At 62.8% G+C, this 23,112-nt stretch carries 17 protein-coding genes and 1 pseudogene; 7 read left to right on the forward strand and 11 right to left on the reverse strand.

Going from position 1 to position 23,112, the window contains the following annotated elements; translation table 11 throughout:
- Positions 1-198 precede the first annotated feature (198 nt).
- The 7 genes from NKH29_RS13890 to NKH29_RS13920 all read right to left on the reverse strand — a co-directional run bounded on the left by NKH29_RS13890 (position 199) and on the right by NKH29_RS13920 (position 7,518).
- Positions 199-711 carry a hypothetical protein gene (locus NKH29_RS13890; protein ID WP_352999900.1) on the reverse strand — a complete coding sequence of 171 codons (513 nt, stop codon included), beginning with the start codon at positions 709-711 and terminating at the stop codon, positions 199-201.
- Positions 712-1,869: 1,158 nt separating this feature from the next.
- The gene (locus NKH29_RS13895) at positions 1,870-2,331 is read right to left on the reverse strand and encodes an NAD(P)H-dependent oxidoreductase (protein WP_352999902.1); all 462 of its coding nucleotides are present in this window, start codon (positions 2,329-2,331) and stop codon (positions 1,870-1,872) included.
- Between the two features lie 200 nt (positions 2,332-2,531).
- The gene (locus tag NKH29_RS13900; RefSeq protein ID WP_352999903.1) at positions 2,532-3,587 is read right to left on the reverse strand and encodes an aldo/keto reductase; all 1,056 of its coding nucleotides are present in this window, start codon (positions 3,585-3,587) and stop codon (positions 2,532-2,534) included.
- A gap of 20 nt (positions 3,588-3,607) precedes the next feature.
- Positions 3,608-4,555, reverse strand: a complete 948-nt coding sequence (locus NKH29_RS13905) for an ABC transporter ATP-binding protein (protein ID WP_352482606.1) — start codon at positions 4,553-4,555, stop codon at positions 3,608-3,610.
- Positions 4,533-5,531, reverse strand: a complete 999-nt coding sequence (locus NKH29_RS13910) for an ABC transporter ATP-binding protein (RefSeq protein ID WP_023717654.1) — start codon at positions 5,529-5,531, stop codon at positions 4,533-4,535. The genes NKH29_RS13905 and NKH29_RS13910 overlap by 23 nt, the downstream gene beginning before the upstream one ends.
- Positions 5,532-5,533: 2 nt before the next feature.
- On the reverse strand, positions 5,534-6,532 hold the full coding sequence (locus tag NKH29_RS13915; protein ID WP_023717655.1) for an ABC transporter permease: 999 nt from the start codon (positions 6,530-6,532) through the stop codon (positions 5,534-5,536).
- Positions 6,532-7,518 (reverse strand): ABC transporter permease, encoded by a 987-nt coding sequence (locus NKH29_RS13920; protein WP_023717656.1) that lies wholly within the window; start codon positions 7,516-7,518, stop codon positions 6,532-6,534. Before NKH29_RS13920 ends, NKH29_RS13915 begins: the two co-directional genes overlap by 1 nt.
- A gap of 314 nt (positions 7,519-7,832) precedes the next feature.
- Here NKH29_RS13920 and NKH29_RS13925 point away from each other — a divergent pair, with 314 nt between their 5' ends.
- From NKH29_RS13925 to NKH29_RS13945, 5 genes are all read left to right on the forward strand, one after another.
- Complete coding sequence (locus tag NKH29_RS13925; protein WP_023717657.1) at positions 7,833-9,443, forward strand: ABC transporter substrate-binding protein; 1,611 nt, start codon at positions 7,833-7,835, stop codon at positions 9,441-9,443.
- A gap of 65 nt (positions 9,444-9,508) precedes the next feature.
- On the forward strand, positions 9,509-10,693 hold the full coding sequence (locus NKH29_RS13930; RefSeq protein ID WP_023717658.1) for an LLM class flavin-dependent oxidoreductase: 1,185 nt from the start codon (positions 9,509-9,511) through the stop codon (positions 10,691-10,693).
- A gap of 9 nt (positions 10,694-10,702) precedes the next feature.
- Complete coding sequence (locus NKH29_RS13935; protein WP_352482609.1) at positions 10,703-11,740, forward strand: ABC transporter substrate-binding protein; 1,038 nt, start codon at positions 10,703-10,705, stop codon at positions 11,738-11,740.
- Positions 11,741-11,754: 14 nt separating this feature from the next.
- Positions 11,755-12,975 carry an acyl-CoA dehydrogenase family protein gene (locus NKH29_RS13940; protein WP_352790236.1) on the forward strand — a complete coding sequence of 407 codons (1,221 nt, stop codon included), beginning with the start codon at positions 11,755-11,757 and terminating at the stop codon, positions 12,973-12,975.
- 8 nt (positions 12,976-12,983) lie between these two features.
- Complete coding sequence (locus tag NKH29_RS13945; protein WP_352999949.1) at positions 12,984-14,246, forward strand: FAD-dependent oxidoreductase; 1,263 nt, start codon at positions 12,984-12,986, stop codon at positions 14,244-14,246.
- Positions 14,247-14,278: 32 nt separating this feature from the next.
- Here NKH29_RS13945 and NKH29_RS13950 read toward each other — a convergent pair.
- Together NKH29_RS13950 and NKH29_RS13955 are read right to left on the reverse strand one after the other, a co-directional pair.
- A pseudogene (locus NKH29_RS13950) lies at positions 14,279-15,370 on the reverse strand (rhodanese-like domain-containing protein).
- Positions 15,367-16,725, reverse strand: coding sequence for an LLM class flavin-dependent oxidoreductase (locus tag NKH29_RS13955; protein WP_023717662.1), 1,359 nt, complete (start codon positions 16,723-16,725; stop codon positions 15,367-15,369). Before NKH29_RS13955 ends, NKH29_RS13950 begins: the two are co-directional and overlap by 4 nt.
- Positions 16,726-16,923: 198 nt before the next feature.
- Here NKH29_RS13955 and NKH29_RS13960 point away from each other — a divergent pair, with 198 nt between their 5' ends.
- The gene (locus NKH29_RS13960) at positions 16,924-18,360 is read left to right on the forward strand and encodes an FAD/NAD(P)-binding protein (protein WP_352999905.1); all 1,437 of its coding nucleotides are present in this window, start codon (positions 16,924-16,926) and stop codon (positions 18,358-18,360) included.
- 79 nt (positions 18,361-18,439) lie between these two features.
- Here NKH29_RS13960 and NKH29_RS13965 read toward each other — a convergent pair whose 3' ends face one another.
- Positions 18,440-20,035, reverse strand: a complete 1,596-nt coding sequence (locus NKH29_RS13965; protein ID WP_352494628.1) for an ABC transporter substrate-binding protein — start codon at positions 20,033-20,035, stop codon at positions 18,440-18,442.
- Between the two features lie 95 nt (positions 20,036-20,130).
- Positions 20,131-21,726, reverse strand: coding sequence for an ABC transporter substrate-binding protein (locus NKH29_RS13970; protein WP_023717665.1), 1,596 nt, complete (start codon positions 21,724-21,726; stop codon positions 20,131-20,133).
- A gap of 348 nt (positions 21,727-22,074) precedes the next feature.
- Here NKH29_RS13970 and gcvA point away from each other — a divergent pair, with 348 nt between their 5' ends.
- Entirely contained in the window at positions 22,075-23,085 is a 1,011-nt protein-coding gene (gene gcvA / locus NKH29_RS13975) for a transcriptional regulator GcvA (protein WP_352482616.1), read from the forward strand.
- Positions 23,086-23,112 lie beyond the last annotated feature (27 nt).

The following is a 23,112-nucleotide window of genomic DNA, read 5'->3' on the forward strand; positions in this document are numbered from 1 at the left end:
CGGGGTGGCCCAATCCTAAGTCCGCTTTCGAGCCGAGCCAAACTGCGCCGCACTAGCCGATATAAGGCGCGTTGCCGCCAGGCCGCTACCCGCCTCGTTGCGGTAGTTAGCCCTTCCCTCCGGCAAGGAAAGCTCCTGTCCCGAACCCACCGCTACGAACATTCAAGGCCGCATCGGGGCCTCCGGTCCGGACTACATTCAGGATGGCCAAAGCGGCTTCACCCTCTCAATTCGATATCTCTTCTCGAACTCACGAAACACCATTTCGAGCGTTGCCTCAAAAGCACCCTGATCGAACATCATCGATTTCTTTGCCTCGTGAAGATAGCGCCAGTCGGTGAAGGCATCTTGGTGCTGATGCAGAATGCGACGAATGCTGTAGTCGATGTAGAAACCATTGGGATGATACGGGACCACTGACCTTTTGAACTCCGCGTCAAGTTTCTCTTGGCTTTCGGGCTTTAGGCGATCAAACAGCTTCATCAGGTTGTGCGATTTGACAACTCTTGGATCGTCGTGGTCGAAGACGAGCCACGCTTTGAGTGCCAGCTCCATGGAAAGCGCCAAAAGCATCGGTTCAACACCGACGTGTTCGCGTTCGCTCAGGTCTGCATGCTCTCCAAATTCTCGGCTTGGAAAGCTCTGAGTCTTTCGAAAGATCGCCTTTGCGGCTTCCCCGATTCTAATGGCCGTCGATAAGCGCGCACTCATAACAGGTCCATTTGGATTGATGTAGACTAGCTCGGGAGCTTGAGCTCAGATATTGCAAGAACGCAGTCGCTTAGACCTAGGAGGCACGGAATCACAACTTGACGACAAGCTAGAGTTGAGTTCACCGCCCGCGGCCTGTTTTTCCCACCTCTTTGGGGCGCATGCTATCTGGTTGCATCCTTATTACCTGAACCAAGGTCTCTAGAGCGGCGGCGCCGCCGCGCGAGCTTATCGGGCTATGTCAAGCTCGTCTGCATTCAAATGCTGGCGTCAGGCTATTGAGCAGACTGCCCGCCGTCAGGAACTCCCGGAAGGTGGGTGAACGGCCGGATGAGGCGCAAAGCGGACGTTCAGCAATTGAGCTCTCGGAAGTTTGCGCTGACGTGCGCGACCGGGGTGGGCGCGCCAGAAAGTCGAGGGCCCTCAAGTTCTTCCCAAGGCCGAATCTGATGTCCCAATTTGCGCTAGAAGCACACGCAATTCGGGCTGAGGCGCGACCCAGAAAGTTCGAAGCTTCCAGGAACCCCAAGCAAACTGAGCGCCGCAGCGGACGATGAGGTTCACGGATATCCCGTCGAACATCCGCACAGCAACGGTCAATATCGGCGGCAGAAGAGCGTCCGAAAAGGGATGTCGGCGGCTCTGTCGTGGGAACGAAAAAAGAAGAGAAGCAGAACTTTCGTGTGCGATTTTTGCACACGGCATTTCGTAACCAGTTGATTTTATTCAGCTATCTTCCCGATCCATCATAGGTGCAACGGCAACTTTGTGTCCTAACATACTAATTTTATTATCTTTTTTATGCGTCAGTCCGTCCAATACCCTGTTGGAACGACTGAGCAATTTGGAAAGAAGCGCGTAGCCAAACGTAACCGAATTTACGACTATGCTGGCGCAAACTGAAGGCCATTTAGCACATCACGCCGCTCACTGCACACGTGGTGCACACGAAATCTTCCGTCATCCCACCGGCCCGACCATCGATCAGATGACCATCAATAGCTTCGCTTGGCTGAACAAGGCCTTGACACGCAACTGGCATGCACACTGCCTCAACCACTTTAGTGACAGCATCGGGCTGTATCGACTTCAAAGGCGTTGCCTGCGGCTTATCGGCGAACTGAATTTGCTCTCCGCTAGTCTGAGCAATGTTATGCGTCAGCCCGAGGCCAGCCTGACCGGTTGGCTGTTCGGCTGCCGCGCGGAAAGCAGGGCCGCGAACTGGTCCACAGCCTGTCCGGCCCGCGCCAGGACTAGCGGATCCACGAGCTTGCCATCGGCAAAGTCGCTGTCGCTGCCGTAGACGGCGCTCGGCACGGTCAGTGCGGAGTAAAAGCCGAACAACGGGCGAAGCTGATGCTCGACCACCAGAGCGTGGCGCTGGCCGCCGCCTGTCGCGCCGATCAGCACCGGCCGGTCGACAAGCGCCAGCGGATCGATGAGGTCGAACAGATGCTTGAAGAGGCCGGCATAGGAGCCGTTGTAGACCGGCGTCGTCACGATCAGCGCGTCGGCCTGTTCGACAGCCTCCACCACATTCAGCGCCTCCGGCGTCAATTCCTTTCGCGTGAACGCAGCACCCAGACCACGGCCGGCATCGACAAGATCGAGGAAATTCACCGTGGCGGATAATCTTTCGCGCAGTGCCTCACCAGATGATGCGCCAGCGTCCGTGATTTCGATGGCCTATGGGTGTTGCCTGACAAAACGACGATGCTCTGGCGCAGCCGTTCGACATGGAAATTCATGGGCTCTCTCATCTGTCCGAAACGATTGGAGACTCTGGCGGGCCGCCGGCCCCGCCAGTCCACAGCTGACCGTCAGGCGGCGCGCAGAGGCCGCGTCAGCGGGATCGGTGCGGCCGGCTCGGAACGCGGCACGCGGCCTTCGACCGGATGGCTCGGATCGTTGAATCGGTGCGTCGAGGCATGGCCGGCTGTGACGAGGCGGTCGACAAAGGCCTCGTCTTCAGCGGTCAGCCTGAAGTCCAGCGCCTTAGCGTAGCTGTCCCACTGTTCCTCGGTGCGCGGGCCGGCGATCGCCGCCGTGACCAGCCGGTTGTTCAGAACCCAGGCCAGCGCAAAATCGGCGGCGGAGACGCCGCGTGATTTTGCGTGCGCCGCGATCTGCCTGGCGATCTCAATCGATTCCGGGCGCCACTCGGTCTCGGCGATACGCTTGTCGCCACGGCCGGCCCGCGTGTCGGCAGCTGGCGCCTGGTTCGGCTCGTATTTGCCGGTCAGCACGCCGCGCGCCAGCGGGCTGTAGGAGACGACGCCAAGACCAAAATAGGCGGCGGCCGGCAGTTGCTCAGCTTCGGCGGTGCGGTTGACGATGTTGTAGAGCGGCTGGCTGGCCGCCGGCGGGTCGATGCCGAGTTCATCGGCGAGATGCGCGACTTCGGCAATGCGCCAGCCACGGAAGTTCGACACGCCGAAATAGCGCAGCTTGCCTTGGCGGATGAGGTCTGCAATCGCCCGTACCGGCTCCTCCAGCGGCGCATCGAAGACGGCACGGTGGAAGTAGAACAGGTCGATGTAATCCGTCCCGAGGCGGCGCAGGCTGTTCTCGACGGTCTGGATTACCCATTTGCGCGAATGGCCGCCAAGATTGGGACCCTTGTCATGCGAGTTGACGAATTTGGTCGCTACAACCCAATGATTGCGCGTCGCCTTGATGCCGCGGCCAACGATTTCTTCGGACTTGCCGTTGTGGTAGACGTCGGCGGTATCGATGAAATTGATGCCTTGCTCGCGCGCCTTGTCGATGATGCGGTGTGCGACATTTTCCTCGGTCGGCCCGCCAAACATCATCGTGCCGAGGCTGAGCGGCGAAACCTTCAAGGCGCTGCGGCCAAGATAGCGGTAATCGGACATTTTTCTGCTCCGTTGAACTTTCAGTTGAGGGTTGGTTCGGCGTAGTGGCAGGCGACGTGGTGTCCCGCCGCGATCGCCCGGAATGCCGGCTCCTGCGAACGGCAAAGATCGGTCGCCAGCGGGCAGCGCGTGTGAAAGCGGCAGCCGCTCGGGATGTTCTGCGGGCTCGGCAGGTCGCCATGGATCGGCGCGGCCTGACGCCGGCGCGACGGGTCCGGCACGGCGTCCATCAGCGCGCGCGTGTAGGGGTGCTTGGGCGAGGTCCACAGCGTCGCATTGTCGGCGCTTTCGACGATGCGGCCGAGATACATGACCAGCACCCGGTCGGCAAAATAGCGGACCACCGACAGATCGTGCGAGATGAAGAGGTAGGACAGGCCGAGCTGCCGCTTCATGTCGACTAGCAGGTTGAGGATCTGCGCCTGGATCGAGAGGTCGAGTGCCGACACCGGCTCGTCGCAGACGACCAGTTCCGGATTGAGGATCAGCGCCCGTGCTATGCCTATGCGCTGACGCTGACCGCCGGAAAATTCATGCGGGTAGCGACCGAGCGAATCCTTCGGCAGACCGACACGCTCGATAATGTCCTCGACGATGCCGCGCCGCTCGGCCTTGTTGCCGATGCCATGGACTTTCAGCGGCGCGGTCAGGATGTCGCCGATCGTGTGGCGTGGGTTGAGCGATGCGAACGGATCCTGAAAAATCATCTGGATATTGCGGCGCGCCGCCTTCAGCCGGCTGGCGTCGAGAACGGTGATGTCGGTGCCGTTGAACTCGATCTTGCCGCCGGTCGGATCGACCAGCCGCATGATCGTCTTGCCGAGTGTCGATTTTCCGCAGCCGCTTTCGCCGACGAGACCAACCGTTTCGCCGCGCCCGACCTCGAGGGAAACGCCGTCGACAGCGCGCAGCGCACCGCCCTGGGCGTGGAAATGCGTCGAGAGGTCAGAGACCGAGAGCAACGCCATGCGCAACCTCCGGAATGAAGCTGTAGGGACAGGCAACGAGGCGATCCTCGCTCACCTCGACGAGGTCGGGTACGAAATGGGCACAGCTGTCGCGCGCCACCGCGCAACGCGGCCGGAACGGACACCCTCTCTCGCCGGCAGCCGAGACGATGCTGCCGGGAATCTCCGTCAGTCTGGCGTCGCGGTAGTGGAGATTGGTCTTCAGCCGCGGCGACGCAGCCAGCAGGCCGCGCGTGTAAGGATGAAGCGGTGTTCTGAACAGCGCGCCCGGCAACGCCTGCTCGACCTTGCGGCCGGCATACATGACGACGACCTTGTCGGCCCATTGCGCGACGACACCGAGATCGTGGGTGATCAGCACGACCGCCATCGACAGTTCGCGGCGCAGCGTATCGAGCAGGTCGAGCACCTGCGCCTGGATGGTGACATCCAGCGCCGTCGTCGGCTCGTCGGCAAACAGCAGGCGCGGCCGGCAGGCAACGGCGATGGCAATCATGACGCGCTGGCGCATGCCGCCGGAAAGCTGGTGCGGATAGTCGTCGATGCGCCGCTGCGGATCGGGAATGCGCACAAGCGAGAGCAATTCCATCGCCCGCGCCCGCGCTGCCTTGCCGCGTATGCCCTCGTGCAGCGTCAGCACCTCGGTGATCTGCCGGCCGATGGTCAGCACCGGGTTGAGCGAGGTCATCGGCTCCTGGAAGATCATCGCGATCTCGCGCCCGCGCAAGTTCCGCATCGCCTTCTGGTCGAGACCGAGCAGATCCCTGCCGGCGAACTCGATCCTGCCATTGGGGATCTTCGCCGAGCGCGGCAGAAGCTGCATCAGGGCAAGTGCTGTCAGCGATTTGCCGGAGCCCGATTCGCCGACGATCGCCAGCGTCTCGCCTTCGCCAACCTCGAAACTCAGCCGGCTGACCGGCTCGGTGGTCGGGAAGCGAACCGTCAGATTGTCGACCCTGAGCAAGGGAGTGGCCATCTCTAGCGCTCCTGCGAGAAGCGCGGATTGAGCGCGTCGTTGAGGCCGTCGCCGATCAGGTTCAGCGCCAGCACGGTAAAGACGATCGCTAATCCCGGCAGTGCCGTCAGATACCAGGCGGTTCGGATCAGCTCTCGACCGGCTCCGATCATCGAGCCCCAGCTGACGACATTGGGATCGCCGAGGCCCATGAAGGACAGCGCCGATTCCATCAGGATCGCGGTTGCCACCATCACCGACGAGGTCACGATCAAAGGTGGCAGCGCGTTGGGCAATATCTCGCGGAAGATGATGCGGGCATGGCCGTAGCCGAGGCTACGGGCAGCCATGACGAAATCCTTCTCGCGGATGGCCCGGAATTCGGCACGCGTCAACCGCGCCACCGTTGGCCAGGTGATGACGGCGATCGCCACCGTCACCACAGGCGCCGTCGGCTGCGCGATCGCCACCATGACCACCAGAAGCACGAAGCTCGGTATGGTCTGAAAGATTTCGACCAGGCGTACCAGCAGGTCGTCGATCCAGCCGCCGAAATAGCCGGCGGTAGCGCCGACGAGGATGCCGAAGCTGAGACCGAGCGCGGTCGCCATCAGCCCGACGAACAGCGAAATCCGCGCGCCATGCAGAATGCCGGAAAGCACGTCGCGGCCCATCGAATCCGTGCCCAGCGGGAAGGCCGGATTCTGCCCCGGCCACAGGAAGGGCCGTGCTACCATCGACAGAGGATCGGCCGGATAGAGGACGGGCGCCAGCAAGGCTGCCAGCACGACAAGCGACAGGAACACCACGCCGAACATGGCGTTGGGATTGCGCAGGAAAACCTTCAGCGCCCGGCCACCGGCCGCAATCGGTACCGACGCCGCAGAGGCGGAGCGCGCGTCGGGCGCGTGAAGATTGCTCCAGCTCTTCGCCTCGGGTTCAGCCGACACCGCAGGCTCGCGGGTATCGGCATAGAGGCGGCGGGAGCGGGCATCGCCGGCGGCGAATTCGGTGGAAGCCATCAGCGTACTCCGATGCGGGGATCGAGCCAGGCGTGCAGCAGATCGACGGTCGCATTGGCGACAATGACCAGCAGCGACGACAGCAGCAAGATGCCGAGCAGCACCGTGAAATCACGGCCCATGACCGCCTCGAAGGCGAGACGCCCGAGGCCAGGCCAGGAATAGACGGTCTCGACGACCACGGCGCCGCCGAGCATGCCGCCAACATGCATGCCGGCCATGGTGGTGATGGGGATCAGTGCGTTGCGCAGGACATGCCGGATGGTGATGACGGTCGGCGACAGGCCCTTGGCGGCGGCGGTGCGCACATAGTCCTGCGACTGGACTTCCAGCATCGCCGCCCGGGTCAGCCGCGCATAGATCGCCACGTAGAACAGTGCCAGCGACAGCGCCGGCAAGATCATGTAGCGCACTTTGTCCCAGAGGCCGGCAAGGCCGGTCAGGTTGCTGCCGATGGTTCCCGAACCGCCGCTCGGCAGCCAGCCGAGCTTGACCGAGAACAGGACGATCAGCATCAACCCGATCCAGAAGCCCGGGATCGAATAGAACAGCAGCGAAACGACCGAAAGCAGACGATCCGGCAGGCGTCCCGAAAACACGGCCATCAACGATCCGAGGACGAGACCGAGTGCGATGGCGATGGTCAGCGCCACCGCCATCAGCAACAGCGTTCCCGGCAGCCGCTGGCCGATCAGGTCGGCGACCGGCATGCCGTAGCGCGGCGAAAAGCCAAGACTGAAATGCGCCAGATTGTAGAGATAGTTGAACAGCTGGACGAGCAGTGGATTGTCGAGTCCGAAGCGCTGGCGCAACGCCGCCATGGTTTCCACCGTGGCCGAACCGGCCTCGCCGGCCATGACGTCGGCGGCATCGCCCGGCGCAAGCTGGAGCAGGAAGAAGTTCAGGATCACGATGCCCAGAACCGTTGGCACCGCCTGGATGGCCGTGCGCCGAAAGGTTCTGCCAATGCGCGTCAGGGTCGACATCGTTTTCGCTATCCCGGCTGTGGCTGACGATGCGGGTTTGCTGTTTCCCGGAAAGTTCCGTGCTTTTTAGTTGACAAGATTTATAGACATTGTCAAACCTGATTTAAGAAATTTTGTTCTGAAAATGGCAATGTTTCAGAATAGAATTTTATTTCATGCTACAAAAATAGCCGTTTGAAGTATGAAATCTTAAGTGCGGGAGCGAAGCGGCCAAATCTTTTCACAAACGGGCCGGCTCTTGGAACGATGGATTTTTCACCCGGCTGCCGACGACCGGCCGATTGATGCCGGCAGCAAAAAAGGACCAAGGCGCCATGTCTCATTTCCTCACCCCGAACCGCCGTAGGTTTCTCGGCCTTTCGGCAACAGCGCTCGGAGCCACCCTATTGCCCGCATCGCGCGGCGCCTACGCAGCCGAGCCGAAACAAGGTGGAACGGCGACGCTGCTGCTCTCGGCCGAGCCGCCGGTGCTGACGACGATCGCCCACACGGCGTTCAATTCCGTCTACGTCTCGGCAAAGACCACCGAGGGCCTGCTGACCTACGATTTCGATCTCACGCCGCGCCCGTCACTGGCCAGGCAATGGTCGCTCAGCGACGATGGCCTGCAATACACTTTCAAGCTGCGCGAAGGCGTGAAGTGGCATGATGGCCAGCCATTCACCGCCGCCGACGTCGCCTATTCGATCGCCACGATCAAGGATGTTCACCCTCGTGGCCGCAACACCTTCCTCAATCTTATCGACATCCAGACACCGGATCCGCTGACCGTCACGCTGGTGCTGTCAAAGCCGGCGCCTTACCTGATCACGGCGCTGGCCGCGGCCGAAACGCCGATCGTGCCCAAGCATCTCTATGACGGCGGCAAGGCAGCCGAAAATCCGGTCAACGTCGCGCCGGTCGGCACCGGCCCGTTCGTCTTCAAGGAATGGGTCCGCGGCAGCCACATCGTCTATGAACGCAACCCTGATTATTGGGACGCGCCGCGCCCCTATCTCGACCGGCTGATCGTGCGTTTCATCCCGGACGCTTCGGCGCGTGCCTTGGCGCTGGAAACCGGCGAGATCGACCTGGCGCCGGCAACGCCGATCCCGTACAGCGACTTGCAGCGCTTCGAGACGCTGCCGCATATCGGCTTCGAGAAACAGGGCTATCAGTATTCCAACGGTGTCAGCCGGGTCGAGTTCAACCTGGAGAAACCCTATTTCCAGGATGTTCGGGTCCGCCGCGCCTTCGCCCATGTCATCGACCGCAACGTCATCCGCGAGACGATCAACTATGGCTATGGCGAGACCATGCCCGGTCCGATCAACCCCAATCTGAAAAAATGGTTCGTCGCCGACCTGAAGACCTATCCGGTCGACACTGCCGCCGCCGAGAAACTGCTCGACGAAGCAGGCTTGCAACGCGGTGCCGACGGCACCCGCCTCAAGCTTGTCCACGACTATGTGCCGAGCGGCGAGACCTACAAGCGCGGCGCCGACTACATCAAGCAGGCACTGGCCGCGGTCGGGATCGAGGTCACCGTGCGCAGCCAGGATTTCGCCACCTACACCAAGCGCATCTACACCGACCGCGATTTCGACTTCACCTTCAACGGCATGAGCAATCTGTTCGATCCGACGGTCGGCGTGCAGCGGCTCTACTGGTCGAAGAATTTCAAACCGGGCGTGCCGTTCTCCAACGGGTCGAAATACAGCAATCCCAAGGTCGATGAACTTCTTGAAGCTGCCGCCGTCGAGGTCGATCACGAAAAGCGCTTCGAGCAATGGGCCGCGATCCAGCAGATCCTTGTCGAGGACCTGCCCGACATCGGCATCGTCAGCCAGCCGGAAATCACCCTCTACAACAAGCGCATCGCCGATCACACAGTGGGCGCCGAGGGCAATGCCGGCAGCCTCGCATCAACCCATATCGTCGCCTGATCCGCCGCCCCATGCGCGGTCTTTCGCGCATGGCATCTCTTTCTCCTTCCCCGAGAGATTCCCCCATGACGCTCGCCCACAAGCCTGGTTCCATCGTCGGCACGCCCTTCTTCAAGGCGCCGACCGACTATCCGGACAGCCCGCTATCGAAAGCGCTTCAGCAGCCGGTGCTGCTCGGACTGTTCCTGCCGATCCAGGCCGGCGGCTGGACCAACTCGACCCTGCCGCGCTCGACCGACTGGCGCTTCGATTACAATCGCGACCTGACGCTCAAGGCCGAGGAGCTTGGCTTCGACCTCGTCTTTGCGCTCAGCCAGTGGCTGCCCAAGGGCGGCTATGGCGGGGTCTTCAACGGCCAGGCGCTGGACAGTTTCGTCTCCATTGCAGCCATGGCCGCGATCACCAAGAAGATCATGCTGATCTCGACCATGCATGTTCTCTACGGCCCGTGGCATCCGCTGCATCTGGCCAAATTCGGCGCCACGCTCGATCACATTTCTGGCGGCCGCTGGGGCATCAACGTGGTCACCGGTCATCGCGCCGTCGAACACGAGATGTTCGGCTGGAACCGCATCGAGCACGACCGTCGCTACGAACTCGCGGCCGAGTTCGTCGAAGTGCTGCAGCGGCTGTGGCAGGACGACGAGAATTTCTCCTTCTCTGGAGAATCGAGCTGGAAGCTTAATGGCGGCTTCGTCACGCCGAAGCCGAATTACGGTCGGCCGATCCTGGTCAATGCCACCGGCTCCGATGCCGGCATTTCCTTTGCCGGCCGTTATTCCGACATCGTCTTCGTCACCAGCCCGGCCGGCTCCGACATCGCCAGCGCGCTGGAGGCGCTGCCGGCGCATACGAAGAAGGTGAAGGACGCCGCCCTCGGTGTCGGCCGCACCGTGCGCACGCTGCTCAATCCGCTGGTCATCAGCCGTCCCACTGAGAAGGAAGCCTGGGCCGTCGCCGACCAGATCGTCGCCCGTGCCGACAGCCGTACGCCGAAAGGGTTCCAGACCTTCAACAGCGACGCCCAGGCCTGGAAGGGCCGCGAAGGCCGCGACGATCCCTACGCCAAGGTCGGCGGCAACATTTATCTCATCGGCACGCCCGAGCAGATCGTCGACCAGTTCGTCAAGCTCAAGGACGCCGGCATCGATGGCCTGCAATTGTCCTTCTTCGACTTCAAGCCGGACCTCGAATTCTTCGGCGAGAACATCCTGCCGCTGATGAAGCAGGCCGGCCTGCGCAACGCCTGAGGAGCACTCATGACCACGACTGCGATCTCCGAAATCTGGTACACACGCTGCCCGGTGCCGACGCCTGTCGGGCTTGCGGCGCAGCTCGGACTTCTCGACGAAACCTTTCGCAAGGAGGGGATCGAATTGAAGTCGATCATCGATTCACCCAACCGCGACATCCGCCAGAGCCATTTCAACCACACACTCGACTGGTCGTTCCGCCACGGCGGCAACGTGCCGCCGATCCGTGCGCGGTCCGAAGGGCGCAAGACGCGTCTCGTCGGCATCACCTGGACCGACGAATTCCAGGCGATCATCACCTTGCCCGGCACCGGCATCAGAACAACCCAGGACCTGAAAGGCCGCCGCTTCGGCATCGCCCGGCGTCCGGAAGGCATCGTCGACTTCATGCGGGCGACGGCGCTGAAAGGGCTGGTCTCGGCGCTCTCGCTTGAAGGCCTCAGCCATGCCGACGTCGAGATCGTCGACATCGCGCTGACCGACAGCGTGCTCGACAGCCAGGAAGGGCCGTCGCTGTTCGGCCTCAAGCGCAAACAGGCCTATGGCGAGGAGGCAGCCGCGCTGATCCGTGGCGAGGTCGACGCCATCTATGTCAAAGGCACGGCCGGCATCAATGTCGCCAATCTGATCGGCGCCATCCAGGTCGCCGAATTCGGCTTTCATCCCGACCCGAACATCCGCATCAACTCCGGTTCGCCGCGTGTGCTGACCGTCGACGATTTGCTGGCCGAAGAGCGCCCTGATCTGGTCACGCGCCTGATCGAGACGATCCTGCGCGCCAGCGCCTGGGCTAAGGCGCATCCGGAAGAGACGCGGCGCTTCGTCGCCCGCGAATCCGGCGCCACCGAAGAACAGGTGCTGGCCGCCAACGGTCCGGATGTCCACAACCATCTCGGCCTCGGACTGCAGCCTGAGCTCGTCGCGGCGATTTCCCACTACAAGGATTTCCTGCGCGACTGGGGTTTCCTTGCCAGCGATTTCGACGTCGAGGCCTGGGTCGATCGCCGGCCGCTCGATCAGGTGACCATCCGCGCCGCCGCCTGAGAGGAAGCCAGCATATGACCTCGACGATCCCCGAGTTCCCACAACTCCTCGACACGGTAGCGAGCCTGGCCGACGACTTCGCGCTGACCGCCGCACATCACGACGCGACCGGAGAATTTCCGTTTGCCAATTTCGGCCGGCTTCACCAGGCCGGTCTGCTTGGCCTGGTCACAGCGCGCGAGCATGGCGGCCTCGGCGGCGGGCTGACGGAAGCCCAGGCGGTGATCGCCGAGATCGGCCGCGGCGAGCCGTCGACGGCGCTTGTGCTGGCCATGCATTACAACAGCCAGTATGCGCTGCGGAAATCCGGAAAATGGCCGCGCCATCTGGTGCAGCGGATTGTCGAGGCCGGCCGTCTTGGCCCTGCCTTGATCAATGCCGCCCAGGCCGAGCCGGGGATCGGCTCGCCCGCCCATGGCAAGCCGCCCGAAACCATTGCCCGGCGCGACGGCAATGTCTGGCGGATATCCGGCCACAAGAACTACGTCACCGGCATTCCCATCCTGAAATGGGTGAACTTGCTGGCATTGACCGACGAGCCGCAACCGCGCCTCGCCTCGTTCCTGGTGCCGACCAATGCGCCGGGATTGCGCGTCGAAAAGACATGGAACGCCGCCGGCATGCGGGCCACCGCCAGCGACGACGTCATTCTGGATAATGTCGCCGTGCCTGCCGAGGACATCACCGAGGCGCAGCCGGCGTCCGAGCCGCTGCGGCGGGAGGAAGGTGCGACGGCGTTCTTCTTTTCGCTGATCGGCGCTGTCTACCACGGTGCCGCCCGCGCTGCCCGTGACCGGCTGGTCTCCTTCGTCACCACGCATGCGCCGGCGAGCCTCGGCGCGCCGCTGTCGACCGTGCCGCACATCCAGGCAGGGCTGGGCGAGATCGAGGTCAGGCTCGCAACCAGCACGCGGCTGCTGCGCTCGCTCGCTGATGACGTCGACGCCGGCCGACCGGTCGGCACCGACGGCATGACCGTCAGGCATGTCGTCATCGACAATGCCGTGGCAGTTACCTCGCTGGCGCTGGAGCTTGCCGGCAATCCCGGTCTTAACAGAGACTTCCAGCTCGAGCGTCACCACCGCGATACGCTGACTGCCCGCTCGCACGCACCGCAGAACCATATGATCCGCACGATCGCCGCCAAGGCGGCGCTCAGCCGCCACGCTGCCAGCCAAGTGGCCGAGCCGCCGGCTGTTGCCGCTGTCAAACCCAGGCTCAAGGCGGTCGGGTGAGCGACGCCATGATCTCCGAACATGTCGAAGTCGCTATCATCGGCGGAGGCCCCGGTGGCCTGACATTGGCGCAAGGCCTGAAGAAGAACGGCATCAGCGTCGCGGTCTTCGAGAAGGATCGCGCCCGCAATGACTACGTCCAGGGTTTTCGGCTGCGCATCCGCCAGCGTGGCATCGATTCGCTGATCGCCAACTTGCCGCCGGAACTCTACGAGGCCTTTGTCGCCACGCTCGGCCGAGCGCCGGACCGCAACATCCTGCTCGACGAAAATTTCGAGACCTTGGGCGAGGACGCCTGGGGTGGCGGCAACGCACTCGGCGAGGCCGACGACACGCATATCGAAAAATCGGTGAGCCGCATCACGTTGCGCCAGGTGCTGCTTTCCGGCCTCGACGGCGTCGTGCGCTACGGCAAGGTCTTTTCCCGCTACGAAGAGCAGCCGGACGGTTCGGTGATCGCGCATTTCGAGGATGGCTCGACAATCCATGCCGACGTGCTGGTCGGTGCCGACGGCGCCCGCTCGCGCGTGCGCCAGCAACTGGTGCCGCATGCGCGAAGCTTCGACACCGGCGTGAGGCGCCTGGCCGGCAAGATGACGCTGCATGCCGCAGCCCTACACCAGATCTCGCCGCTGCTGCTCGACTACAATGCCGGCGTCAGACCGACGGAAGGTCATGGGCTGATGGTCACCAGCCACCGGGTCAATGTCGAGGCATTTCGGAAGCATGGACTGATCGGGCTGGACGACGACACCCACAAGGATATTTCCGGGTTCCATTTCAACAACACCACCAGCTATGTCTGGTGGAACACCGCATACGAGAAGGACGAGCTCGCCACGGATGACGCGCTGGCAAAGCTCTCCGGTTCAGAGCTGCTGGTCCTGCTGATCTCGAAGATCGGCCACTGGCATCCGGAGATCCTCAACCTCATTCGCTACACCGACCCGTCGACGGTGGCGCTGCTGCATGTCCACAGCTCAGAGCCTGTCGATCCCTGGCCGACGAAACGAGTGACACTGCTTGGCGACGCCATCCATGCCATGACCTATTTTCGCGCGCTCGGCGGCAACACCGCGATCTATGACGCCGGGCTGCTGGTGCCTGAACTGGTGGCCGCTAAACGCGGCGACAAGCCGCTGCTTGAAGCCCTGTCAGACTATGAGGCGAAGATGCTGAAGCACGGCGCCAATGCGGTGCGGTCTTCGCTGACGGCGATGCAGAAGAATGTCCTTTCAGGCCGCCGCCGTCAAAAGGAAGCCGCCGAATAGCTGCCTCCAAAAATCGCCCGACAGCTCCTGCCCTACGCCGCTTCCACCAGGCTGGCCGACTGGAAGTCATGCTGGAGGATGGCGATCTCGTAGCCACGGCGCTGCAGCCAGTGCGCCGTCGTCGCCGCGCGGACACCGAGCAGATCGTCGATCAGCACGACACGGGCGCCACGCACGGCAATGGTTCGATAGGCGACGCCGAGCAACTGCCCGCCCTCCGACGCGATCGAGCCCGGAATGTGGCTTGCCGCGAATTCCTCCGGCGTGCGCACATCGAGCTGGTAGGTCGTGCGCCTCTCGTCCTTCGCCCAGGCTGCGGCCGTCGCCGCATCGATGCGCGGGAAGCTGTCGCCTTCGGCAAGTTTTGCGATGCGCTCCTCGGCGAATCGCTTCGCGTCCTCGCTCGCCGAACCATAGGCAGCAGTCCTGCCGGTTTCGAGCGCAAGGCCGGCCTCGCGCCACCCCTTGGTGCCATCGTGCAGATAAGCAACTTTGTTGGGCACGCCGGCATCGATCAGCGTCTGCGCGCCGATGTGGCGCGCGGCAGGCCGGCGCAGGAGACGATCACCTGCGTGTCCGGCGACGGCACCAGGTCGGCGAAGCGCAGCACCAGCTCAGCACCCGGAACGCTGATGGCGCCCGGTACATGGTCCTTGTCGAATTCCGCCACCGTCCGGCTGTCGAGCACGACCACGTCGGCTTTCTTGGCCTTGAGCGCCGCAAGCTTTGCAACGGTAATGACCGGCGTCCCCTTCTCGTCGCGGATCGCCAGCGAAAAATCGACGCCCGGCGTGTCGAAGGTCGGCAAGCCTTCCACATCGTCCTTCGTCCATTCCGGAATTCCGCCGGCCAGTGCGAACACCTGGCTGCGGCCGCGCTCGGCAAATCGCTCAGCAAGCCGCTCGGCGACGCCGCTGCCGTCATCCGCCAGCACGGTGCGCACCGCCTTGCGCGGGATGAAGCGGTCGATCTCCGCCTCGACCTTGTGCTGCGGGCAGATTGGTGGCGAACAGCGGCGAGGCATATCCGACAATCGCGCTGTCTCGGATATCCAGCACCGCAAGTTCCTCGCCATCGGCCAGCCATTGGCGAAACGTCTCCGAATCGATCGTGCTCGCGCTCATGATGCTTTCCTTTCCTGGTGTTCGGTGGCGCCGCGGACCGGACGCGCAAGGCCGAGATTCTCGCGCAACGTCCCGCCCTCGTAAGCGGTCCGGAACAGGCCGCGCCGCTGCAGTTCCGGAATGACGAGATCGACGAAATCGGTGAGGCCCGTCGGCAGGATCGGCGGCATGACGTTGAATCCGTCCGCCGCGCCGCCGACGAACCATTCCTCCATCATGTCGGCCACGTCTTTTGGCGTGCCGACGATCTGGAAATGGCCGCGCGCGCCGGCAACGGCGAGATACAATTGCCGGATGGTCAGGTTCCGGCTCGAGGCCAATTCGGAGACGACTTTCAGGCGGCTCTTCACCGCATCGGAACTGCCCAGTTCCGGCAACGGTCCGTCGAGCGGATGGCCGGAAAGATCGACGCCGCCGAGCAATCCGGAAACCAGGGCGACGCCGACCACGGGATCGACCAGGCGTTGGATGGCGTCGAACCTGTCCTCGGCTTGCGCGCGCGTCGGCGCGACGACCGGGAAGACACCGGGCATGATTTTCAGGGAATCGGCAGAGCGGCCAAACGACGCCAGCCGGCCTTTCAGCTCGGCATAAAAACCGCGCGCCGATTGGATGGTCGGATGGGCGGTGAAGACCACTTCCGCCGTCCGCGCCGCCAGATGCTGGCCGGCATCGGAAGAACCCGCCTGGACGATGACGGGATGGCCTTGCGGCGGGCGGGCGACGTTGAGCGGCCCTTTGACCCGGAAATGCCGGCCGGCATGGTCAGGGGCATGGATGCCATGCCGGTCGATGGCGATGCCCGAAGCCTTGTCGGCGACGAAAGCATCGTCGTCCCAGCTGTCCCACAGCTTCTGCGCCACGGCGACGAACTCCTCGGCGCGGTCATAGCGGTCGGCATGAACGGGATGCTGGTCGCGGCTGAAATTCGCCGCCGCCGGCGCATCGGCCGAGGTGACGACATTCCAGCCTGTCCTGCCGCCGCTCAGGTGGTCGATCGAGGCAAACAGCCGCGCCAGGTGGAAAGGTTCCCAATAGGTGGTCGAAGCGGTGGCCACCAGCCCGATCCGTTGCGTGATGGTCGAGAGCGCCGACAGCAGCGTCAGCGGCTCGAAATGCACGACATGGCCGGTGCGCTCGAAAGTCTCGATCGGCTGCTCGCCATTGCGCGCACTGAGGCTGTCGGCAAGGAAGACCATGTCGAAGAGACCGCGCTCGGCGGTGCGCGCGGCCTCTGCGTAGTGCTGAAAGCTCAGGCCGGGATTGGCGGGGACATCAGGATGGCGCCAGGCAGCGACATGATGTCCAGGGCCGCGGATGAAGGCTCCAAGCTTTATCTTTCGATCTTCAGTCATTGGGGCTCTTCGGGGGCGTTTCTCGGGCTGGTCGCAAAGGCCTTTCATCTCTAACGCCTGCCAGACCCGCTGAGCGAAAGAATGCCTTTCGCCAGCTGGCAATTATTGTTTTTTGACATCGGGTTATGGGACAGCACGATGGTCGCTGCCGGGGTGATGGGCTAGAGCCACGGACCGCCGGCGTCGTAAGGGTCCTTGATGCTTCATACTTCTTCCTCCCCGCGTTCGATCCCTCGTTCAATCATCATTGTAGGCGGCGGCTTTGCCGGCGCGGTTACCGCGATCAAGCTGCTTGACCGTTCGACCGAACCACTGGCGATCACCATCATCGAGCGCCGGGCGGAGCTCGGTCGCGGCGTTGCCTACAGCACCGTCGATCCACAACATCTGGTCAACGGCGCGGCGCGCATCTTCTCGCTGCATCCGGACGATTCCGATCACCTCGTTCGCTGGCTCGTGGCGAATGGGCCTGAGCATGGCTGGACGCCGCCCGAAGATGTCCCGGACTCCAGCCCGCCGCGTTGGCTATTCGGCAGCTATGTCCAGTCCGAACTGACGAGAGCCGTCAGAGAAGCGGACGGGCGTTCCTCGCTGCGCCACGTCAAGGCGTCCGCCATCGACATGCTGACCGGTCCATCGGGTGTCTGCGTCGGCACCAGCGATGGCCAGCAATTGCCGGCCGACGAGGCGGTGCTGGCAACCGGAGTGTTCCAGAGCGAGCCATCCGCCACGGAAGCAGCCATCGTCAGCGATCCCCGCTATGTCGCCAATCCCTGGGATCCGGCGGCACTCGACCGGCTAGCCGGCAGCAAGGAACTGCTGCTGATCGGGTCCAGCCTGAGCATGGTCGACGTCGTCGCCAGCATGGAAGCGCGCGGCTTCGAGGGCAGCTACCGTGTCGTGTCGCGGCGGGGACAGATTGTCGAGCCACGGCGCAACACCGAGGCATGGCGCGACTTTCTCGCCGAGCGTCCGTTGCCGAAAACCACCAGGGCGCTTCTCGTACTGGTCAAGGCCGAACGCCGGGCAATCGAAGCCACCGGCCTGAACTGGCAAGGACTGCCGCTGACGATCCGGCCATGGATCCTGGCTCTGTGGCAAGGCGCTACCGACAGGGAGCGTCTAAAGTTCACACGCCATCTGCGCGCCTTCTGGGACGTCACCGCGCACCGGGCGGCGCCGCCGAGCTTTGAGCGCGTTGCGCTGGCGCGAAGCCAAGGCCGATGGGTGGGTGGAGCTGGACGGGTGCTGGCACTCCATCCGCAGGCCGACGGCATTGCCGCTGAGATCCGCTGGCGCGATAGCGGCGCGGTCGAACGGCTGCGTTTCGATGGTGTCGTCAACTGCCGCGGCCATCAGGAGCATGACTGGCGGCGGGTCGCCGATCCATTCGTCCAAAGCCTGCTCGATAACGGCATCGTCAGGCCGCATGCGACCGGCTTCGGCATCGACGCGACGCATGGCGGCCAAGTGATTGCCGGTAACGGCAAGACCCACGGCAATCTGTTTGCCGTCGGCCATCCGCTGCGCGGCGTTGCCTGGGAATCGAGTTCCATCAGTGAACAGCTGGCGCAGGCCATCGCCCTGGCTGGCCTTCTGGTCGGCGCCAGCCCAAGGCTGCGTGCTCTGGCCTGAGATTGCAGCCCCACAAATGACAGAAACGAAAAAGGGCCGCATCGACATGCGGCCCTTTTCTTTTCGGTCATCCGCTGGTTCAGGCGTTCGGATCGATATAGGCGTCGGCGAAACTGGCCGACAGGCCTTCCGCACCCGGCGCGTAGTTCTTGACGGTTTTGCGGGCGATGATGATGGTCGGCGGTGCGATCAAATTGATGATCGGCAACTCGTCGGCGATGATCTCCTGGAACCTGAAGAACAGCTGCTTGCGTTTGGCTTCGTCGAGCTCGACGGAAGCGGCTTCCAGCAGTCGGTCGACCTCAGGGTTCTCGTAGTGCGCGCCGTTCGAGAACGGCAGCCCGATCTTGATGTTCTTCGACCAGTAGAGCCGCTGTGCGCCGGCGCTCGGGTCAAAGATGTTGCCGCAGGATTCCGTCGACAGGTCCCAGGTCCGGTCGGTGTAGATGGTTTTGACATAGGTGCCGAAGTCGAATTTCTGGATCTCGGCGTCGATGCCGATCTTCGCCAACGCCTGTTTGAGGAAGTCGGCATAGCCCCACGGGTTATACGGGTTGTTGGTGAGCCTGAGCTTGAAGCGGATGCCGTCCGCTCCCCGCTTGAAGCCCGCCTCGTCGAGCAGTTTTTCCGACAGCGCCGTATCGACGGTCGCGGCCTTCACATCGGGATCGAAATACTTCTTGTTGACGACACTGATCGGCGTCGGCGACACCTGCCCATAGCCGTAGAACACGATGGCATTCACCGCGTCGAGGTCGATCGCGTGCGCGATTGCCTGACGGACTTTCTTCTCCTTCAGGATCGGGTTTTCGAGGTTGATGATCAGCTGGTGCAGCGGGCCGCTATAGGCGAAGACCGTGCTGTCGACGACGAATTGCGGCAGCGCCTTGAAACGCTCCAGATCGGCGAACGCCACCGGGTTCGGCCCAATGTCGACCTCGCCCGTCTCCAGCGCTGCGGCACGCGCGCCGGGATCGGTGATGAAGCGGAAGATGATCCGGTCGAGATAGGGTTTGGGCGCATCCCAATAGGTCGGATTCTTTTCGACGATGATGTGGCTGCCCTTCACCCATTCCTTCAGCACGAACGGTCCGCTGCCGATGATCTGCTCGAAAGACGGATCGTCGGCCGGCTTCAGCTTCTCGTAGATGTGCTTGGGCACGACAGGCGATTCCGTCGCGGCCAGGCCAGAGATCAGCGCGGCGGACGGTTTCGACAATTTGATCTTCACGACATGCGGGTCCGACGTGTCGATGTCGGTGACATTCTGGAAGGTGATGCGCCCGCGCGGATGGGCTTCGCGCAGCCGCGAGATCGAAAAGGCCACGTCCTGCGATGTCAGGTCGTGGCCATCGCTGAATTTCACCCCCTCGCGCAGCTTGAAGACATATTCGAGCCCGTCGTCGCTGATCGACCATTCGGTGGCCAGTTGCGGCCTTGGATTGAGGTCGTAGTCGTAAGCGAGTAGGCCGTCGAAAATCTTCGGGCCGATGGTGGCCGGCCCGCCGGCGCTGGTGTTGATGGAAACGATCTGGTTGGGCTCGGGATAGTAGACGAAGTTGAGCGTGCCGCCGGCCACCGGCTTTGCGTCTTGCGCGAAGGCCCCGGCGGGAAGCGCGGTACTCGCGCCGGCCAGCAGCAGGAACTGATTGAATAGGCGTCGGTTGATGGTCATGGTCGGTACTCCGCGTTTGCGCGATTTGTCTTTCATGGAGAAAAGTCGGATCGGCGGCTTCACGCGCCAATCCCAGAAAAAGGAGATCCAAATGCTTATGCGTTTGGCGCGAGCCAGATCTGCGCGAAGCTGTTGTTGATGCCCTGGGCGCCGGGCGCGAAATCCCGGACCTTCTTGTTGGCGACGATCTGGGCGCCGGCGGCGACGAGATCGACCGACACCACGTCGTCATGGATGATGTGCTGGAATTTGTACCAGAGCTCGCGCCGCTTGGTCTCGTCAGGCTCGATCGCGGCGGCTTCAAGGATCTGGTCGACCTCGGGGTTTGCATAGTGGCTGGCGTTGGAGAAAACGAGGCCGATCTTGAAGTTCTTCGACCAGTAGGCGCGCTGCACGCCGAGCGTCGGATCGAAGGTGTTCGACAGCGATTCGATGACCAAATCCCAGGCGCGGTCGGTGTAAACCGTCTTCAGGAACGTCGACAGATCGAGCTTCAGTATCTCGGCATCGATACCGACCGCTGCCAGCGACTGCTTGATGAAGTCGGCATAGGACGCCGGCAGGAACGCGTTGTAGGCGAGCCGGAGCTTGAAGCGCTTGCCGTCTGCGCCGCGCTTATAGCCGGCATCGTCGAGCAGTTTCTCCGCTAGTTTGGGGTCGGGCTCACGCGCCTTGATGCTCGGGTCGTACCATTTGGGCAGTGCGGTGCTGATTGGGCTTGGCGATACCTGGGCGTAGCCGTAGAGCGCGATGTCGACCAGCTTCTGCAGGTCGATCGCATGGGCAATGGCCAGGCGCACCTCGCGCTTGGTCAGGATTTCATTTTCATAGTTGAAGAACAATTGCTGCTGCGGGCCAGAATAGGCGTAGGTGTTGGTGTCGACGACCAGAGCGGGGTTTGCCTTCAGCCGCTCGATATCGGCCAGCGGCACGGGATTGGCGCCGATGTCGATCTCACCGGTTTCAAGAGCCGCCGAGCGCGCAGCCGGATCGAGGATGACATGCAGGACGACACGGTCGAGATAGGGCCTCGGCGCGTCCCAATAGTCTGGGTTGCGATCGAAGATCAGATGGCTGCCGGGCACCCATTCCTTGAGCACGAAGGGACCGGTGCCGATCGTCTGCTCCAGCTTGGGCTGTTCCGCCGGCTTGAACGTTTCGTAGACATGCTTCGGCACGATCGGCGATTCCGAACTGCTCAGCGCCGTGATCAGATAGGGCGCCGGTTTCGACAGCACGATGATGGCGGTGTGCGGATCGGGCGTCTCAACCGCCGTGACATTCTGGTAGGTGATGCGGCCGCGCGGATGCGCCTCCTTCAGCCGCAAGATGGTGAAGGCAACATCTTGTGAGGTGAAGTCCTTGCCGTCATGCCATCTGACGCCCTGGCGCAGCTTGAAGGTGTAGCGCAGGCCGTCATCGCTGATCGACCACTCGGTCGCCAGCAGCGGTTTCGGGCTGAGGTCATAGGCGAAATCAAGCAGGCCTTCATTGACCTTGGGACCGATGGCCTGGCCGGTGCCTGAAGAGGTGTTGATGGCAATCAGCGACGTGGGGTCGGGATAGTAGGCCCAGTTGAGCGTGCCGCCCTGGACCGGCGTGCCTTCGGCGGCAAAGGAAAGACCGGGCAATGCGAAGCTCGCACCGCCAAGCAGCAACAGCTGGTTGAAATGACGACGATTGACAGACATGGTCTTGGGCTCCGGAAAACGGATTGCATCCGGCGGCCGAACGCATTTCGGCGCCTCGACGCAATGATCCCCGTGGCGCCGCAAAACCGGAAGAATGATTTTCTATCGTCTGCCGAAAGCGCCGCTTCGCACGACGGTTTCATTCCAGGACCCGGCTTTGGATCCGGCGAGGCTCGTCGCCGCCCAAATCAGCATCCCGACCTTATTCTACAAGAATAGTAGACATTGCGATTTCTTAGATTTCCGTTCCTGCTGGCGCGACGCTGCGGCAAACGAAATTTTCCCCTGCGTGCTTTGGCGCAAAGCCCGCCCTCGTCGCGCCGGGCCTGAAAGTGTTGAATGCGCCTCATGGTTGATTTCATTCGTGCGAAAACAAGGAAGCTGCGACCGACGCTGGCGAGACTTCCGCCGCTGACCTCGCTTCGCGCTTTTGTCGCAACCGCCCGCCATTTGAGCTTTACGCGGGCGGCGGAAGAGCTCCACGTCACGCCCGCCGCTATCGGCCAGCAGATCCGCCTGCTCGAGGATCACCTCGGGCAACCACTGTTCCAGCGCAACCGCGGCGAGCTTCTGCTGACTTCGGCCGGCCAGGCGCTGATGCCTGGTCTCACCGAGGCTTTCGACGTCGTTGTCGAATCGGTCGCACGCATTTCCGGCGACGAGGAAGATGCACCGATCAAGGTGTCGGTCGCGCCCTCTTTTGCCAGCAAATGGCTGATCCCGCGCCTCGACGCGCTGCGCGATGCGGTGCCCGGCCTCGAAGTGCTGGTCGATGCATCGACCAGGCTTGCCGATTTTGCCAGCGAAGACGTCGACTGTGTCATCCGCTACGGCTCGGGCGCCTATAGCGGCCTCGTCACCGAACGGCTGTTTTCGGAAGCGGTGCTGCCTGTCTGCAGCCCGGAATTTGCCCGTACGCACGGCCTCTACCGCGGGCCGGAGGGGCTGCGTAACGCGCCGATCCTGCATGAGGAAGGACCAGAACGCGATCCTAGCTGCCCGGACTGGAAGGGCTGGCTGCGATCCAATGGCCTGTCTGGCCGGCTTGTCGAAGGTGGCATACGGCTTAGCCAGTCGTCGCTGGTGCTCGATGCCGCTGTGGCCGGCAAGGGCATCGGTCTCGGCAAATTCCGACTGGCCGAGCCTGACCTTGCCGCAGGGCGGCTGGTCAGTCCGTTCGGCTCGCCGCAGCCGGTCGAGTTTTCCTATTATTTCGCGACCACGCCGCACAAGGCGAAGCTGGCGACAGTCGAGCGCTTCCATGGTTGGCTGAAGGCCGAGGCGCGGCGGCTTGGGGCTCTCGACTTCACGCCGCCAGTGCCGCTGCCGGCCCGCATCGCCATCGTCGCTGCGGAATAGTCTCACCTCGGTCTCGCGAGCAGGCGC

This window comes from Mesorhizobium sp. M1295, from assembly GCF_040318135.1.
GTDB lineage: Bacteria > Pseudomonadota > Alphaproteobacteria > Rhizobiales > Rhizobiaceae > Mesorhizobium.